We start from the raw sequence: 19,653 nt of genomic DNA, 5'->3' as shown, positions 1-19,653 counted from the left end.
GGTGAAACATGTACGTTTCAATGAAAGAAATGCTCAAAAAAGCAAATGAAGGATATTATGCAGTGATGGCAATTAATTGTTTTAATCTAGAAACGATTAGAGCCGTCATTACTGCAGCAGCACTTGAAAAAGCACCAATCATCGTAAATATAGTACAAGATCATTTAGTAAGACATTGTGATAGCGGCTTAATTGCTCCCGTTGTAAAAATACTGGCAGAACGAGCTGATGTGGAAGTTGCTCTGAATTTGGATCATGGTACAGAGTATGAATATATAACACAGGCAATGATAAATGGGTTTTCTTCTGTAATGGTTGATGCTTCTCGGTATGATTTAAAAGGAAATATTGAATTCAGCAAAAAGATTGTGGAATTTGCTAAAGAATACAATGTAAGTGTCGAAGGCGAAATTGGCTGCATGGGAACCAATGAAGATGGCTCTTTTACACAAACTGCAATGTATTCAGACCCCGATGAAGCAAAGCTCTTCGCAGAGGAAACAGGAGTTGACGCGTTAGCGATATCTTTTGGATCATCTCATGGAAACTATCCAGATGGAATTGTGCCAAAATTTGATTTCCAGCGATTAAAAGTAATTAAAGATAAAACAAAAGTACCTCTTGTGCTGCACGGAGGATCAGGTTCTGGTGAAGATAATATTTTGCAGGCAGTACAGTTTGGCATTAATAAGATCAATGTTGGCTGTGATTTTTTCAATGCGTGCGCAGAAAGCACGAAAGTCCAATTTAAAGAAAACCCTGATAAGAACTACTTTGAATTAATTCACCAAGTAGAAAAAGACAGTATTGAGAAAGTTAGATATTATATTCGTTTAGCAGGGTCAAGTGATAAATCAATATAAAAGATGAGGAGAGACACATATGTTAATGAATATGAAAGAATTGTTGAAAGTCGCGCAGAAAAATCAGTTTGCAGTACCTGCATTCAATATCGGTAGTGGACAAATTTTAAAGGCTGTGGTTCAAAGTGCAGAAGCAATGCAATGTCCAGTAATCTTGGCTATTCATCCAGATGAATTATCCTTTTTAGGAGATAGTTTTGTTGAATCCTGCAAAGCAGAAGCTAACGCAGCCAAAGTACCAATGGTTATCCATTTAGATCATGGTGGAAGTTTTGAACAAGTAATGCGTGCAATTCAATGTGGTTTTACTTCTGTAATGATTGATGGCTCCCATTTGTCATATGAAGACAATATTGAAATAACCAAAAAAGTTGTAGGAGCAGCCCATCCAATTCATGTTTCAGTAGAAGCAGAATTAGGAACAATAGGGACTACTGGAACCTCTGCTGAGGGGGGAGCAAGCGAGATTATATACACTGATCCTAAGTTAGCAAAAGATTTCGCAGAAAAAACGGGCATTGATACATTAGCAGTTGCTATTGGAACGGCGCATGGTATTTACCCTAAAGGAATGAAGCCAAAACTTAAGTTGGATTTATTAAAAGAGATAAGAGATGTTGTTGCGGTTCCATTAGTTTTACACGGAGGTTCATCAAATGCTGATGAAGAAATGGCGGAATCCGTAAAAATCGGAATCTCTAAAATAAACATTTCGAGCGACGTAAAAGCGGCTTACTATAAAAAGGTGCGTGAAGTATTAAAAGATAATGAAGGTTGGTATGAACCCAACGCTATTTATCCGCCATGTATAGCAGCAGCGCGTGAAGTTATTGAATTCAAGATGAATTTATTTAACGCAGTGGATAAAGTGAAATTATACTAATAAAAAAGTTTTTAGCCTCATAGCCTATTGGATCTACAATGATTCACATTCAGTTAATCTTTAGATTAATTTACTGGAAAATCAAATCTTTTTGGAAAAAATTTAGAGACATAATTCGCCTTTATCGGTGAACTATGTCTCTCTTTTACATATTTCTGCAAATGTTCCATATATCAAGCAGATGAAATTATTCTCTCTCAGTAAGCGCTTAACGCGGTCACTACCGAAATTGGCGCTTAAATGTGAAACTTACCGACTGCTTGTCGTAAATCCATTGCCAAATTAGCTAACGCTTGACTGGAGGATGCTACTTCCTGCATTGATGCTGATTGTTCCTGGGTCGCAGCCGATACGGTCTGGGCTTCACCCGATGCTTTTTTGCTGAGTGTGTCGATCTGTTTCACTGATTCGACAATTTGTTGGCTGCCAACAGCCATTTGCTCTATCTCAGTAGATATTTCTTTTATTTGATTCGAGACTTTATATATTAGATCAGCAATTTCCTGAAAGGCTTTTCCGGAAGCGTTCACGACTTCAGCTCCCACCTTAACTTCTCTGGTGCCATCATTCATGGCATCTACAGCTTTGTCGGTATCTCCTTGTATTTCCCCAATTAAAGAGGCGATTTGTTTCGCTGCATCTTGTGATTGTTCCGCAAGTTTACGGACTTCTTCTGCAACTACAGCAAAGCCCCGTCCTTGCTCTCCTGCACGTGCAGCTTCTATGGCAGCGTTTAGAGCCAGTAAATTAGTTTGTCCTGCAATACTGGAAATCGTATCAACAATCTGTCCAATTTCTTTGGAACGCTCTCCCAATTTGGCAACTACTTGTGCAGAGGAGATGACCGTCTGCTCGATAGAGGCCATTTGATTTACTGCCTTATCAACGGACTTGTTACCTTCGTTGGCTTTTTCTGCTGCTAAAGACGATTGTTCAGCCACCTGATTTGTATTAGCCGAAACTTGCTGGATACTAGCTGACATATTTATGACAATCTCCGAGGTGCCATTGGCGACACTTAACTGCTCGTCCATTCCATTAGCTACATCGGTAATGGCCCCGGCAACCTGATTAGCAGCTTGAGATGATTGGTCAGCGCTGGCAGTTAGTTCTTCGGAAGAGGCAGCCACCTGTTCCGCAGAGTCATTGACATGCTGCATCAATGTACGGATGCTGGCACGTGTGTTTGCCAAGGCATCTGCTAATTGTCCAAATTCATCTTTACTGGAAAATGTACGGGGCTTGTCACTAAAATCACCAGCAGATAATTGATTGCAAAATAATACCATCGTATGTAAGGGTTTTGTTATGATCTTGGTAATGTACCAGCCTAATAATCCTAATAGTAAAGAAGACATTAAAATGATACTAATCATAATCTGCGTTGCCTTTACAACCGATTCATGATTGTTTGCATTCATTTGCTCTGATAATGCGGTGTAATAATCCATAAGATTTCGTAAGCTGCCAGTAAGGTCATTTGTCAATGGTTCTACTTCTTTAACATATGCCGCATAAGCCTCTGCATTTTTCTTTTCCTGTGTCAACTTAATAACTTGATCTCTTGCTGAAATCTGCTTTTCTAGAGCACTTTGTACTTTATCTAATAATTCTTTACCTTGTGGATCTGTAGGAATTTTCTCGATTTCTGCAAGTGCGTTTCTTATTAGGGTTGAGCGATTATCAATATTACTTCTTAACTTTTGATTCTTTTTCTCATCAGTTGAAACCATTAGCTCTATTGTTGCTGCGATTGAGCCTCTGACATTCGTAGCACTTTCATTTACCAGTTTAACTGGAACCAATCGGTCCTTATACATCAAATTCATATTAGTATCTGACTGTCTAAGATAATGATACCCTGTATATCCTACAACCCCCATACATAAAAACCCGATAAATACTAGTATTATTAATTTTAATTGGACTTTCATATTTTCAATAAATTGCATTTTTCCCCTCTCCTTTTTTAATTTTCCAAGCTGATTTAGTCAATCGGCGTATTCGAATATCTAGATCAATTAAAATAGTAATGGTGAAATCTTTTATACCTCCTCGTTGGTAGTCTTTTAAACAATAAAAGACGGTCAGGAATATCCCGACCGTCTACATGCGTGACTAAGCATGGCGGCCTGGCAATCTTGATCGTGTAACGACTGTAGACCCATAGCTTTGCGTCCCTGCTTTTCAACAGGTTTGCCAATATATTTAATTTGTTTGCTAATCGTTGCATTTTTTGTTACATATTATTGCACATAATGTCAAAAAAATACCAATTTTTATGTTGTCATTGTATAATAGGGATAAGGTATAATCAAATACTTATTATTTTATATCCGATATAGTTTTTGTCTATATCGGATATAAAATAATAAGTATTTCCAAGATTAGGTTTCGACTGATCGTTCATGTAAGGGCGAATGATGGCAGTGCAGAGCCTTGTGGCTGGGCTGACTAACAGAAAAGGAAGATGAATGGCTGTGACAGAACGTGAATTACTATATGTTAAAATAATTGTGGAAGAGCGCAGCATTTCCAAGGCTGCAAAAAAACTATTTTTGACTCAGCCTTCCCTTAGTAATTGTATCCAAAAAATTGAAATGCAGCTTGGCACCAAATTATTTAAAAGGACAAATACGGGCTTGATTCCCACGTTTGCCGGTGAACGATACTATCAAGTTGCTGTTGATATCATGAAAATATATAATGACTTTGAAATCGAAGTCAGTGACATCAATAGCTTGAAAAAGGGCAGAATTGTGCTCGGTATTACTCTTTATCTTGCAACCTATGTGCTGCCGATTATTTTGCCGAAATTTAAAGAGCGATGTCCCAATATAGAGGTATATATTGTAGAACGAAATTCTACGGAGCTAGATAAGGCTTTAGCCTCAGGAGAAATCGACTTTGCGATTATGCATACGTTTCCGTTTTGTAAGCATTCTCATAGTAAAAATGTGGATATTTATCCTTTATTCAAAGAACCATTTCTTTTAGTAACTGCCAAAGATCACCCTTTGCGTCAATATGCTGTATATAACGATTTGGAATACCCCCAAATAGACCTTACTTTGTTTGCCAATGAGCCATTTATTCTGTTAAACAAAGAACAAAAAATTAGGCACGTATCGGATTCTATTTTACAAAAAGCCAATATCAATCCAATAATTATACTAACTACCAAAAGCTATGAAACTGCAAGACGGCTTTCTTGTGAAGGAATTGGCATAACCTTTGTTCCGCTGCAATATTTGCAAATTTTTTCCGGTATCTATCAACCTGCCTATTATTATATCGATGAAAAATATGAGCCCTATTGGACAATGTGTGTAGCGGTTCAGAAAAATGCATATATTTCTAAAGCTGCACAGCTATTTATTCAAATCGTGAATGAAAGGTTTGGATCAACCCCTTCTGAGTAGTGTCGCGTATCTGATAGCATAATGCTTATAATGTTGAAAGCTAATAAAGAGAAGATACCCATAAATCTAGTAACAAGTTAGATTATGGGTATCTTCTCTTTATTTTCGGCAAAACGATAGGAGCATTCCGTGAACATATCCGGTCTTTTCGAGGATAGCCTTAATGGATCAGGTTCCTTTTGATTCAACAGAAAAGAAGAATAAACAAAATAAAAGATAAAACCAGATAAAATTAATAAAAATATCTGTTTTTATATTGACAAAAAAGATATTGATGATAGAATTAAGATGGAAAATTAAGGAAATAATCAATGATTAATTTAATTTACGGTTAACTTGTAAGAAGTGTTCTTTTTAAAATGATTATAAAGTGGAAAAGGAGTGCTAATGAATTTATGGCAAATAGTTTAAAGGGTATTGGAAGAAGAGATATAGTACATAAAATAAATTTACTTATGGATAATTTAATCAATATTAAAGACGGAACTGGAGAGTTTCTATTAAAACTCGATGATGGAAGGATTATAGATACGAAAGGCTGGGGCGGCTGGGAGTGGACTCATGGGATTGGGTTATATGGAATGTATAAGTACTATGAATTAACCCAAGACGAAAAAGCTTTACGTATTATAAATGATTGGTTTATTGCTCGATTTGCAGAGGGGAGCACAACAAAAAACGTTAATACAGTGTCACCCTTCTTGACCTTAGCTTATTTATACGAAGATACAAAAAATAAATCCTATCTGCCTTATTTAGAACAATGGTTGGATTGGGTCATGTATGAAATGCCTAGAACAGACGAAAATGGTCTGCAGCATATTGTTTATAATAGCGAAAATAAGCAACAAATTTGGGATGATACTTTAATGATGTGTGTATTGCCCTTAGCAAAAGTAGGTAAGCTTTTCAATAATCTTGCGTATATAGAAGAAGCAAAAAAACAATTTTTATTACACATCAAGTATTTGACAGACAAAAAAACGGGGCTTTGGTTTCATGGTTGGAATTTTGAAGAGCGGCATAATTTTGCCAATGCTTTATGGGCAAGAGGCAATTGCTGGATAACAGTAGCTATACCTGAATTCTTAGAGCTTTTGGAATTGAATGAGGATGATTCTATAAAAGAGTTTCTCCTAGATTCATTAAAAAATCAAGTAGAAGCATTAGCTAAATGCCAAGATGAACATAGCGGTTTGTGGCATACCATATTAGATGATGATAGTTCTTATTTAGAAGCCTCGGCTACAGCTGGTTTTGCTTATGGCATATTGAAGGCAGTTCGTAAGCGATATGTTGATAAGAAATATGAAGAGATAGCGATTAAAGCAATACAGGGGATTTTGAATAATATCAGCGAAGATGGCGAACTTCAAAATGTCTCTTTTGGAACTCCTGTCTTTAATACCATTCAAGAGTATAAAGATATACCCCTTACCTCTATGCCTTATGGGCAGTCTCTTGCAATTTTATGTCTGTCAGAGTATTTACATAGTTATATTTAATACGCTTATTTTAGTAGTACTTTCGTAATGTTACCTACTTTCCGATCATTATATCATTTTTATTTATAATTTTGATCTTAGACCTATTACAGCTAAATGTACTTTTCAATTGATGAAATTAGGGAGAGAAGGAAGGCTTTTATTGTTGTTGCTGGGTAAAGCAATGTAATTGGACTAAATCATATTTTGAAAGGAAGAGTGTTTATTATGATTGGAGAAGAGCGAAAATTAAAATTTATCAATTATTTTTCGTATGGTATAACCGATTTTATAGGTGCGGGGGCCTTTGCATTAACGAGTGCATGGTTATTATATTTCTATACTACATTTTGCGGATTAACATTAGTGGAAGCTAGCTCTATATTTGCATTGGCGCGTATTGTTGATGCAGTGGCTAGCCCTACAATGGGCTTTATAACCGATAATTTTCATACAACTCGCTTGGGAAGAAAATTTGGCAGACGCAAATTCTTTTTACTGATCAGTATTCCCTTGGTTATTTGTTATTCATTCATATGGATGACTGGCTTTTCCTATCTATATTATCTGATGACATATATTCTATTTGAAATTGTATACACTATGATATTAATCCCTTACGACACATTAGCAGCGGAAATGACATCAAATTATAAAGTGCGGGCAAAACTTACCAGTGCCAGAATGTATTGTGCTCAGTTTTCGGCATTTGTAGCAGCATTTTTGCCAGGGAGATTAATCAACGCTTTGGGAAAAGAATCTTCTGGATCCTTTTTTTATGCAGGAGCCATTTTTACCGGTATTTTCATAGTTGTACTGATACTTGTATATAACTTTACCTGGGAAAGATCGTTAGAGGAAATAAAATTCACAGAGTCTAAAGAGTCAAAAGTAAAATTGGGTATTGGACAGAACATACAAAAAATTTATATCGACCTAATCACAACACTTAGAATTCAAACATTCAGAGCTCACTTAGGAATGTACATAGGCGGATATCTAGCGCAAGACACTTTCAATGCCGTGTTCACTTACTTTATCGTGTTCGCTCTTTTTAAAGATGCTGTTTTAGTATCAAATTTACTGGCTACCATGTATATATTCCAAATTGCTGGTGTGGGAATAGCCACATATGTGACATTGAAAGTGAGTCCAGGATCAGCTTTTAGAATTGTATCTTCTCTGTTTATGCTGAGTATTTTTGGGTATTTGGCCATATATGGTGCTGGTGCTGATAGTGTAATTGCCTTGTATGTAGTGTCAGCTGTTGCTGGGCTTGGAAGAGGCGGAATAAACTTTATTCCTTGGAACAATTATACCTTTGTCCCCGATGTAGATGAAATTGTATCTGGTGGTAGAAGAGAAGGTGTTTTTGCTGGATTTATGTCTTTTTTAAGGAAAGCTTCACAAGCACTTGCAATCTTTGTAGTTGGAATTATATTGCAAGAGTTCAATTTTGTCTCTGGCGTAAAACAACAGTCTCATGAAGCCTTGGTAGCTATGGTGGTTATATTGGTAGTGGTACCTTTAGCATTCCTCATTGTAGGTATTATAGGGTCATATAAATTTAAAATTACAGATGCATCACATTCTATACTCAAAAAAGAAATTGAAAGAATAAAAAATGGCGGTCTTAAAAGTGACGTAGATGATATAACTCGCAGTACTGTTGAGGCTTTAACGGGATGGAAGTATGAAAATTTATGGGGCAATAATCCGGTGGGATATACAAATTGGATAAAATACAATAAATCTAAAAAAAATCAATCTGCTTATGATACGGCTAAAAAGGATATAAATTCTTAGGCAATCAATTGTTTAAAGCAGGGGTACCGAAAAAATCACCTATCAAGTCTTCTTTATTAATATGAATTATTGTGAAGGACTTGTTAGTGACATTAAGATCGCATATATTGGCGGCGGCTCTCAACTTTAGGCGAAGATCTTAATGAATGATTTGGCTTTAGAAGCTAGAATTTCTGGTACTGCGGCATTATATGATATAGATTTTGAAGCGGCGTTAACGAATGAAAAGGTTGGGAATATCTTATCGAATAAAAAAGAGGCGAGAGGTAAGTGGCAGTATAAAGCGGTAAAAACCATTGAAGAAACTTTAAAAGATGCTGATTTTGTTGTTATTTCGATAACTCCAGGCACGCTGAAGGAAATGGCATCAGATGTGCATGTTCCAGAAAAATATGGGATATATCAATCTGTTGGCGATACTGTGGGACCAGGTGGAATTGTAAGAGTTTTGCGAGATGTGCCTATGTATGCTCAAATTGCTCAAAATATCAAGAAATATTCGCCAAATGCTTGGGTTCTTAGTTATACCAATCCTATGTCGATATGTACAAGAACATTATTTGAAATTTTTCCGGAAATTAAAGCCTTTGGCTGCTTGAAGATACAATACAATTATTGAGATAATCGTAAGGGAACCAATAGTGCGTAAAAATCCTAAAATAAACCCTGTCCTAGTAAAATAATGCTCATTATGTAAAGAATAGAAAGACCTAATATTAATAAAGAGAAGATACCCATAAATCTATCTGATTACTAGATTATGGGCATCTTCTCATTTAGTTTTAAAAGTATAGAGATGTTAACAAATCCTTTCCCCTTGGCACTTAGTTAAAAGATGTCAGAATGTTACAAATATGTAAATAGGTTGACAAATACAATAAAAACGGTTATTATTTCCATATACAAACACAAATCAGTAAGCTTCTTTGGCGGGAATCCTTTGATATGTGTGGTTGCTTTGGTATGCTTTAGTGTGCTTTTTTTATGCGTATTTTTAGCGTGAAAGAACAATAACCCATAAATCAGTAAGCTTCTTTGGCGGGAATCCACTGATTTATGGGCTGCTTTGGCATATTTTACATATGCACATTAATTTTAGCATAGTAACGGAGATTTGTAAATGATAAATGTTATTTTTGTGGTTTTTTTTATTAAAAATTAAGAAATTTAAAGATATCCCAAACTTATGACGTTTTAACTCCTTTTAGTCAGGAAATTAAAAAACTTGAAAGATTAAAAGAGAGTTTTAATTAGAAAATTATTATGAAAGGGGAGAAAAGAAATGATTACGTATGTTTTTCCTGGTCAAGGTTCCCAGAGTAAAGGAATGGGGGGAACACTTTTTGATGAATTTAAAGAATTAACGGCAGAGGCAGATGTAATTTTAGGATATTCGATTAAGGAACTTTGTTTGGAAGATGTAGACTTAAATTTAAGTCAAACCCAATATACTCAACCTGCTTTATATGTAGTAAATGCACTAAGCTATCTTAAAAGAATTGAAGAAACTGGGATAAAGCCCGATTTTGTTGCCGGTCATAGTTTAGGGGAATATAATGCATTATTTGCAGCAGGAGCATTTGATTTTGCAACAGGATTGAAACTGGTGCAAAAGAGAGGCGAGCTAATGAGTCATGCTACCGGGAGTGGTATGGCCGCAGTGATTGGGTTAAATGAAGAGCAAATAGCTGATGTTTTAAAACAAAATAATTTGCAGAGTATAGATATTGCAAATTATAATTCACCGACTCAAATTGTAATTTCGGGTTTGAAAACTGACATTGAACATGCTCAGCCTATTTTTGAGGGGATTAAGGACGTAAAAATGTTTGTTACCTTAAAAACAAGCGGAGCTTTTCATTCTCGTCATATGGAAGGGGCTAAAAGAGAATTTGAAACCTTTATAAATAGCTTTGAATTTTTCCAATTAGCGATACCTGTAATTTCCAATGTTCATGCCAGACCATATAAACAATCTGATATTAAACAAAATATAGTGGAACAAATTACACATCCAGTGAAATGGACAGAAAGTATTAGATATTTGATGGGGCTTGGAGAAATGGAATTTAAAGAAATTGGATCAGGTAAAGTTTTAACCGGATTAGTTCAACGGATTAAAAGAGAAGCGAAGCCATTGGTAATTAAAAGTGCTGAAAAGCAAGTTCAAAATGTTCTACCTTCATGTTTAGGGAGTTCTGAGTTTAAAAAGGATTATAACCTTACATATGCTTATGTAACCGGTGGAATGTATCGGGGAGTAGCGTCCAAAGAAATAGTAGTAAAAATGGGCAAGGCAGGAATGCTAGGCTTTTTTGGTACGGGAGGCTTGAACTTGTCGCAAATTGAAGATGCAATTCAATATATTCAAAAGGAGCTCTTAGTAGGAGAAGCTTATGGGATGAATTTATTACATAATCCAAACAATCCTGAAATGGAAGAAAAAACAATTGATCTTTATATAAATTATGGCGTAAAAAACGTGGAAGCAGCGGCCTTTATAAATGTTACGCCGTCCTTAGTAAAATATCGTGTCAAAGGGTTAAAAAAAAATGAACAAGGAAAAGTTATTACTTCAAACAAGATTATTGCCAAATTATCTCGGCCGGAGGTGGCACAAGCATTCTTAAGTCCGGCTCCGGCACAAATTCTCGCTAAGCTAGTAAGCGAAAATAAGATTACACAGGAGGAAGCTGATTTATCTACCCAAATTCCTATGGCGGATGATATTTGTGTGGAGGCCGATTCTGGCGGTCATACAGATGGTGGCGTAGCCTATGCACTAACACCAGCAGTAATCAAATTACGAGACGATATGATGGAAAAATATCAGTATAATAAGAAGGTTCGGATAGGAGCCGCTGGTGGAATTGGAACTCCTCAGGCCGCGGCAGCAGCTTTTATATTAGGTGCAGACTTTATCGTAACAGGTTCGATCAACCAATGCACGGTAGAAGCAGCTACCAGTGATGCAGTAAAAGATTTATTGCAAGAAATGGATGTCCAGGATACGGAGTATGCACCAGCTGGGGATATGTTTGAATTGGGTGCTAAAGTTCAAGTGTTAAAAAAAGGATTATTTTTTTCAGCCAGGGCTAACAAATTATTTGAGTTATACCGTCAATATAATTCCTTGAATGAAATTGATGAAAAGACTAAGAAACAGATTCAGGAGAGATATTTTAAAAGAAGTTTTGAAGAAGTCTATAATGATGTCAAAGCTTTTTATCCAGCTCAAGAAATCGAAAAAGCGGAACGCAACCCTAAACACAAGATGGCTTTGATTTTCAGATGGTATTTTGGCTATAGTAGTCGTCTGGCTTTAAGTGGGAGTACTGAATCTAAAGTAGACTTTCAAATTCATTGCGGTCCGGCACTAGGATCTTTTAATCAATGGGTTAGAGGAACAACTTTAGAAAATTGGCAAGAACGGCATGTTGACGAAATAGCATTAAAACTAATGCATGAAACAGCGGAACTATTGGATCAACGTTTTAATACTTTCCTAAGTGCTTAAATTAGCAGAGTTAGGGAAGATGGTTTTCTAAACAGTTATTCCGATATTATGTATCAATTATGAAATAAATATTCGTTAAAATTCAGGAGATAGAAAACTTTGGGACTTAAGTAATTGCGAAAACTAGAAAAGTGGGTGAGTCAATGAAAGAGCGGAAACCAAAAAGTCAGGTTAAAAAGAATGGGAATGAAAGCAAGAAAACAAATAGTACAGGCAATTGTAATGATATTGCCATAGTCGGGATAGCCTGCCGATTCCCTGGAGCAGAAGACTATCAAGAATTTTGGAGAAATTTATCACAAGGAGTTAATTCAATTCGGGAAATTGATCGTTGGAATTTGGATGAACATTATTCTCCAACTGGTGATGATAGTAAAAGTATTAGTAAATGGTGTGGACTGCTGGATAATATTGATAAATTTGACAATAATTTTTTTAATATTTCTCCTCGGGAAGCCGACAATATGGATCCCCAGCAACGGATACTATTAGAGGAAACTTGGCGTTGTATCGAGGATTCCGGGATATCTTTGAAAAAATTACAAAAAAAAAGGACCTCCGTATATGTAGGGGCTATGGCATTGGATTCCTATCTGAAGTCTCCTTCCGAAAATGATATAGACTTATATTCAGGATCAGGAAATTATCAATTTATGCTGGCAAACAGAACATCGTACTATTTAGGCTTAAGTGGTGAGAGCAAAGTAATTGAGGCGGCTTGCGCTTCAGCAACGGTGGCACTATGCGACGCTAAAAAAGCGCTAGCCATTGGGGACAGTGATTATGCGCTGGTATCAGGAGTTAATTTACATTATTCCCCTATAAGGTACTTAATGTGGTCAAAAAACCGGATGTTAAGTAAAGACGGAAAATGTAAAACTTTTGATAAAGATGCCGATGGCTTTGTTTCCGGAGAGGGTATTGGTGTTTTATTACTACAGCCTTTAGATAAAGCAGTTCAAGATAAAAATAATATTTACGGAGTAATAAAAGGTTGTGCTGTTAATCACGGCGGGAAAGCAATTTCAATATCCTCCCCCCGGGTGGAGGCGCAGCGGGATGTAATTTTAGCAGCGTATGAAGATGCTGGATTTGGCCCGGATACAGTTACTTATATAGAAGCTCATGGTACAGGGACCTCATTAGGGGATCCCATTGAAGTAGAAGCTTTAACACAGGCGTTTCAGAGATCAACAATTGAAAAACAGTTTTGCAAAATTGGTTCTGTTAAAACAAATGTGGGACATTTGGAAGCAGCGGCGGGAATGCCGGGTGTTATTAAGGTTTTAATGATGATGCGCCATAAGAAAATTCCACCTAGTTTAAATATGAAAATCATAAATCCGATTATTGATTTTGAAAATTCTCCTTTTTCTATTGCTAGTGGTCTGACCAATTGGGTTAGTCGAAAAGAAGGAGAGCCATTAAGAGCAGGGGTTAGTTCATTCGGTTTTGGAGGCGTCAACGGTCATGTTTTGCTTGAAGAATACTCTGAACAAATAATTGAATCTGAGTCTCTTGCTTTATCAAGTTATCCATTTGTACTTTCAGCAAAGAATCCCCATAGTCTGGAAGATGTACTGCATAATTGGAAAGAATTTACCAAAAGTGATAGCTTTTCAAAAATTGATTTTAAAGACATTTGTTTGACCCTGCTAACTCGGGAAGATTTTTCTTACCGTTGCGGGAAATTGCTTAAAAATAAAGCCGAATTAATAGAATTTCTGGAAAAAGTGACAGCTGTTTCTGTTAATAAGATAACAGACGAATCCTGGTGCTTGCGTGTTGGTGAAATTTCATGGAATGATACTGATTTGGCAGAGACTATTAAAGAATTCCCTATTTTTAAAGAGAAATTTGATCAGGTTTTAGATTCATTAGATGAATTTGACGTAGATCATCAGATCAGAGAGGGATTTTTTCAGAAGAGTTGGCCAAAGCCGTATGTAACTTTGTATTCATTTATATTGAATTATGCCATTATTTCTACTTTAATCGAATTAGGACTCTCTTTGAATTTGATTACTGGTTTGAAGAAAGGGCTATGGATTAGTTTAGCTATTAGCGGCGTAATCGATATAAAAGAAATTTTAGCAGTCTTATGCGGGAAAAAAGAAGTAGACCAGTTAAAATTTACTCGACCGATTATTCCTTATTATGATCCAATTAACCGACAAGTATTAAATCCATATATTCTTGATGCCCAATACATAGGAAGTTTGATAGGTGAACTAAACATTTCTGATGAAATAGTATCACATTATTTAGAAAAAACGAATTCGCTATTAACAAATCAGTTTACTTTTGTTAAGTATTTAGAACAATGGGATAACAAGTTGAAGTCGGTAGAATTAGATGTTAAAAAACTGCTTAATGATGAAACCTTTTTAGTTCCAGGAGAGGAAGGTTTCAGTGGGAGAAAACTGTTATTAATGATTATTATGCTGAGTTCTTTATATAAACTCAACCAAAAGTGGAGTTTATCTGAACGGAAGCTGATAACAGATCAGAGGTTCTATGAATTGCTAGATCTTGTACTGGATGAAGTAATGCCTAAAGAAACTTTGATCACATTATTATTGAGTAAAAATCCTGACCTAGCCGCGATTGCCACAACTTTAAACATCCGGCAAAGCAAGATTAATAACAAAACTAATTATAGCTATTTAAACGAATACAGTCAAAAAAAGATCGTAATACCGGATATTCAAAACTGGTTTGAACAGATGTTGGTATTGGAAGATCTACCGCTTTTACCGGATATGACATATGTAAATTTTGGGAAGCTAACCTCTGATCCTTTAGCAAGCAAAGTAATCACCTTTAATCCGACTGCAGAACTCTCTGTAGCTCTTAAAGAATCATTAGTCGGACTATGGACGCAGGGAGTGGGAATTCAATGGCAAAAATTATATCCCGAAAATTCCTTTAAAAATATTCCTTTGCCTGTTTACGCCTTTAATCGGAGTTCATTTTGGTTGCCTGACAAAGCTATGGAAGTAAAAAGTCCTTGTTTACATTTAGAAGCAGCAAAAAATACTACGAATCTAGCTTCTATTCATCCTTTATTGCATCAAAACATCTCTGATTTCTCTGAGCAACGGTTCAGTTCGACCTTTACGGGTCAAGAGTTTTTTCTGGCGGACCATATAGTGAAGGGGCAAAGGGTCTTGCCTGGGGTGGCCTATCTTGAAATGGCACGAGCGGCAGTGGAACAGGCAGTGGGGGGATCACAAGAAGGTCAAACTCCTCCGATTCGACTAAAAAATGTGGTTTGGTCTAGGCCTATTACCGTAGGGACTCATCCAGTTGAGGTAAAGATTGGACTATGCCCTGAAGATAATGGAAATATTGCCTATGAAATCTATAGTGATTCTAAGGATATCAATGTAGAGCCTATAGTACATAGCCAAGGTAATATAGTATTAAGTTCAGCTTTTCAAGTTCCCACCCTTGATCTTAAGGTCTTACGAGCTAACTGCAGCCAAAACAGTTTTTCATCCAGCCAATGCTATGAAGCATATCGCACAATGGGAATTAATTATGGTCCAGGTCACCAAGGGATTGAGAAGATCTATGGAGGACCAGATCAAGTATTGGCTAAGTTGTCCCTGCCTGCTTCTGTCTCCGCAACCCAAAACCAATTCGTCCTGCATCCTAGTTTATTAGATTCTGCCTTGCAGGCGTCGATTAGCTTACTAATGGGCTCTGGTGATCTGAGACTGTGCTTACCTTTTGCACTTCAGGAGCTTGAAGTTTTTAGTAAATGCACTTCTACTATGTGGGCTTTGATTCGTTACAGCAAAGGAAGTAAAGCCGGGGATAAAGTACAGAAGCTCGATATTGATTTGTGTGATGATATAGGAAATGTTTGTGTGCGGATGAGGGAATTTTCGTCGAGGATTTTGGAGGGCGAAGTAGGTTCGGCAAATTCGACAGAAACGCTCGGAACGCTGACAGTTACACCTTGCTGGAAAGAACAAACGGCTTTTCAGGAAGCTACATTACCTGATTATGCTCGGCATGTAGTGATACTTTGTGAAGCGGATGAGGTGATTCAGGAAAGCATTAAGACCCAGATGAAGGAAGTGCGCTGCCTTACTTTGCAATCTGAGCAGAGGGGCATAGAGGAACGATTCCAAACCTATGCAGTCCAAGTATTTGAGGAAGTGCAAAGTATCCTCAAAGAAAAATCTGTGGACAAGGTATTAATCCAGATTGTAGTCTCTACACAAAATGAACAGCAGCTCTTCTTTGGACTTTCCGGGCTTTTGAAAACTGCTCAAATTGAGAATTCTAAACTCATTGGACAACTGATTGGCGTGGCTGGATGGGGAGATTCTCAAAGAATCATAGAGAAACTGAGGGAAAACAGTCAAAGTAATGATAACCAGATTCAATACAAAGAAGGGAAGAGATGGGTTGTCGATTGGAGGGAAGTGGAAGCTTCTCAGAAAGAAGTGGACATTCCCTGGAAAGACAAAGGTATCTATCTCATAACTGGAGGTACTGGTGGTTTAGGATTTATTTTTGCCAGCGAAATTGCACATAAAGTCAAGAACGCAACGTTGATTCTGACAGGACGATCTCCACTGGGGGATGCAAAACAAGCAAAACTTAGGGAATTAGAAGGCTTGGGTACTCGGATCGAATACAAGCAGGTTGATGTGACTCAAAAGGAAGCCGTATCCAGCTTGATCCAGATCATCCAAAAAGACTTTGGGAATATTAATGGTATCATTCATGGTGCGGGAGTGAAGCAAGATAACTTCATTATCAAAAAAACTAAGGATGAACTATTAGAAGTGCTGGCACCCAAAGTAACCGGACTGGTCAACCTAGATCAAGAAAGCAAGGATCTAAAGCTTGACTTCTTTATTCTCTTTTCCTCAATAGCAGGAAGCTTAGGTAATCTAGGGCAGGCCGACTATTCCACGGCTAACTCTTTTATGGATATGTATGCAAGGTACCGTAACGCTCTTGTGGATTCAAAACAACGACAAGGTCATACGCTATCCATCAATTGGCCGTTGTGGAAAGATGGTGGGATGCATGTTGATGAAGAAACCGAAAAGATGATGATGCAAAGTATGGGGATGATCGCCATGCAGACCAATACTGGCATAAGAACCTTGTATCAAGGCTTGGCCTCTGGCAAAGATCAGGTAATGGTTATGGAAGGCAAGCTTATACGAATGAAGCAAAAACTGCTTTCAAATCAACAATCCAAGAGCCCTGCTGCATCCGATTCTACAATTGGGATGGATACGAATAATATGCTGGACAAAGTGCAAGTAATTTTGATGCAAGCAGTGTCTAAATTGCTCAATATTAAGATTGAGGATATTGATGCTGAAGCCGAGCTGAGCGAATATGGGTTTGATTCCATCACATTCACCGAATTTGCCAATCAGCTTAACCAGGAATACAAGCTTGAATTGACTCCTACCATATTTTTTGAACGTCCAACTCTTCATAGTTTTGTTGAATATTTGGTGGAAGAACATCAAGCTGCATTTGTATCAAGATTTGCAGCACAAACCAAAGTTGAAATTCCTATACAAGCCATGGGAGACGAAGTGGAAGAAATTCTAACCAGCAAAAGACAATATTCTCGGTTTGTAAGAACGGTAGCTTTATCTGCATCAGAACCATTACAACCAGATAAAACTATTCCTGAACCTATTGCAATTGTTGGAATGAGTGGTAGCTTTCCTATGTCTAAAGATGTGAATGAATTTTGGAAAAACCTAAAGGAAGGTAAGGATTGTATCACAGAAATTCCTAAGGATCGATGGGATTGGCAGGAATGTTATGGTGATCCGAAAAAAGATGCCAATAAAACAAATATCAAATGGGGTGGATTTATTGACAGTATTGCTGAGTTTGATCCGTTCTTTTTCGGAATTTCTCCCAGAGAAGCTGAACTTATGGATCCTCAGCAGCGTCTAATGATGACCTATGTATGGAAAGTTATTGAAGATGCCGGTTATTCAGCACAAAGCATCTCCGGAACGAATACAGGTATTTTTGTAGGTACTATGGATGTTGGCTATAGCCGATTACTTGCTAAATATAATGTAGCATTTGAAGCGTATTCTTCAACAGGTATGGTATCTTCCGTGGGGCCTAATCGAACTAGTTATTTTTTCGATTTCCATGGACCAAGTGAGCCGATTGAAACCGCTTGTTCCAGTGCGCTAGTCGCCATCCATCGGGCAGTAAGTGCTATTGAAAGTGGAAGTTGCGAAATGGCGATTGCTGGTGGTGTTAATACAATACCTTCATCTGACTATCATATAAGTTTTAGTAAAGCGGGTATGCTTTCGCCAGATGGACGATGCAAAACTTTTTCCAATCAAGCCAATGGTTATGCTCGAGGTGAAGGAGCGGGCATGATTTTTCTGAAAAAACTTAAAGATGCCGAACGGGCGGGCGATCACATCTATGGAATTATTCGCGGTACTGCCGAGAACCATGGCGGACATGCCAACTCCCTGACGGCTCCTAATCCCAAGGCTCAAGCAGAATTATTGAAAGCTGCTTATACTAAGGCTGCAATTGATCCTAGAACTGTCACTTACATTGAGGCACATGGAACAGGCACTAAACTTGGCGACCCAATTGAAATCAATGGGTTAAAGACTGCTTTTAAAGAATTGTATCAACGTACAGGCGATTCCCAGGTTGTAAATAGTCATTGTGGAATCGGTTCTGTCAAGACCAATATTGGTCATTTGGAAATTGCCTCTGGTATTGCAGGTGTGATTAAAGTCTTATTGCAACTCAAACATAAAACGTTAGTCAAAAGCCTGCATTGCGATACGATTAATCCATACATTGATCTTAAAGATAGTCCATTCTATATAGTCCAAAAATCTAAGGAATGGAAAGCCATACAAGATGTGGCGGGCAAAGAACTTCCGCGGCGAGCGGGTGTAAGTTCTTTTGGATTTGGTGGCGTGAACGCTCATGTAGTAATTGAAGAATATATTCCTAAGAAGCAGGAACGACCTCAAATTGTGATTACTCCTCAAAATCCTGCCATTATCGTGTTGTCGGCGAAGAGTGAAGAGCAACTCAAAATACAGGCACAGCAATTAGTTGACTTTATTGGGGAAATACAAATTTCAGCGACTGGATTAGCTGATCTGGCTTATACTCTTCAAGTAGGACGTGAAGCAATGGAAGAACGTCTGGCTATGAGCGTGGGGTCAAGTGAAGAACTTGTGGAAAAACTAAAGAGTTTTGTAGAAAACCAAGGTGGGATTTCTAATCTATATCGGGGGCAAGCCAAACGTAAGAAAGCAAAATTGACTAATTCCCCAGCAGAAGAGGATATGGCAAATACTATAGGTGATTGGATTTCTCAAAAGAAATATGGGAAGCTCCTAGAACTCTGGGTTGATGGTTTGAATTTCGATTGGAATCAGCTATATGGGAAAATTAAACCTTATCGTACCAGTTTACCAACATATCCTTTTTCCAGGGAACGCTATTGGGTTCCGAAAAGTGACAAACAGCGTAAAATTTCTTCCTTAGTTGATCAAAAAAACATTCAATTTGATGATGCATTTTTTGATCAACTACTGGATGAGGTAATGAATAATACGATAAGCATTGATAGTGCTTTGCAAAAAGCAAAAATAATGGGATTTGACAATAGTAGGAGGTAAAT

Annotated in this window: 9 protein-coding genes and 1 riboswitch; of the genes, 8 read left to right on the top strand and 1 reads right to left on the bottom strand. The window is 37.3% G+C overall.

Features of this window, described 5'->3' with window-relative positions:
* Positions 1-8 precede the first annotated feature (8 nt).
* Positions 9-863 carry a class II fructose-bisphosphate aldolase gene (locus JBW_RS21495; protein ID WP_007957988.1) on the top strand — a complete coding sequence of 285 codons (855 nt, stop codon included), beginning with the start codon at positions 9-11 and terminating at the stop codon, positions 861-863.
* Positions 864-882: 19 nt separating this feature from the next.
* Entirely contained in the window at positions 883-1,746 is an 864-nt protein-coding gene (locus JBW_RS21490; RefSeq protein WP_007957986.1) for a ketose-bisphosphate aldolase, read from the top strand.
* Positions 1,747-1,982: 236 nt separating this feature from the next.
* Here JBW_RS21490 and JBW_RS21485 read toward each other — a convergent pair whose 3' ends face one another.
* The gene (locus JBW_RS21485; protein ID WP_007957985.1) at positions 1,983-3,698 is read right to left on the bottom strand and encodes a methyl-accepting chemotaxis protein; all 1,716 of its coding nucleotides are present in this window, start codon (positions 3,696-3,698) and stop codon (positions 1,983-1,985) included.
* Positions 3,699-3,869: 171 nt separating this feature from the next.
* Positions 3,870-3,957: riboswitch (cyclic di-GMP riboswitch) on the bottom strand.
* A 263-nt stretch (positions 3,958-4,220) separates the two neighbouring features.
* Between JBW_RS21485 and JBW_RS21480 the strand changes: the two genes are divergently transcribed.
* The 6 genes from JBW_RS21480 to JBW_RS23865 all read left to right on the top strand — a co-directional run bounded on the left by JBW_RS21480 (position 4,221) and on the right by JBW_RS23865 (position 19,651).
* Positions 4,221-5,168 carry a LysR family transcriptional regulator gene (locus JBW_RS21480; protein ID WP_007957983.1) on the top strand — a complete coding sequence of 316 codons (948 nt, stop codon included), beginning with the start codon at positions 4,221-4,223 and terminating at the stop codon, positions 5,166-5,168.
* Positions 5,169-5,623: 455 nt separating this feature from the next.
* Positions 5,624-6,673: a glycoside hydrolase family 88/105 protein gene (locus tag JBW_RS21475; RefSeq protein WP_235334093.1), complete on the top strand. Its 1,050-nt coding sequence runs from the start codon at positions 5,624-5,626 to the stop codon at positions 6,671-6,673.
* 186 nt (positions 6,674-6,859) lie between these two features.
* Positions 6,860-8,458, top strand: a complete 1,599-nt coding sequence (locus tag JBW_RS21470) for an MFS transporter (RefSeq protein ID WP_235334092.1) — start codon at positions 6,860-6,862, stop codon at positions 8,456-8,458.
* Positions 8,459-8,600: 142 nt separating this feature from the next.
* On the top strand, positions 8,601-9,077 hold the full coding sequence (locus tag JBW_RS21465) for a glycoside hydrolase family 4 (RefSeq protein ID WP_007957977.1): 477 nt from the start codon (positions 8,601-8,603) through the stop codon (positions 9,075-9,077).
* A gap of 663 nt (positions 9,078-9,740) precedes the next feature.
* Positions 9,741-11,975, top strand: coding sequence for an ACP S-malonyltransferase (fabD, locus tag JBW_RS21460; RefSeq protein ID WP_007957975.1), 2,235 nt, complete (start codon positions 9,741-9,743; stop codon positions 11,973-11,975).
* A gap of 143 nt (positions 11,976-12,118) precedes the next feature.
* Positions 12,119-19,651 carry an SDR family NAD(P)-dependent oxidoreductase gene (locus tag JBW_RS23865; RefSeq protein ID WP_007957973.1) on the top strand — a complete coding sequence of 2,511 codons (7,533 nt, stop codon included), beginning with the start codon at positions 12,119-12,121 and terminating at the stop codon, positions 19,649-19,651.
* The last annotated feature ends 2 nt before the right edge of the window (positions 19,652-19,653 follow it).

It is taken from the genome of Pelosinus fermentans JBW45, from assembly GCF_000271665.2.
In the GTDB taxonomy this organism is placed as follows: Bacteria; Bacillota; Negativicutes; order DSM-13327; family DSM-13327; genus Pelosinus; species Pelosinus baikalensis.
Note: the sequence above shows the minus strand (reverse complement) of the source record. Positions and strands in the feature narration are given on the sequence as shown.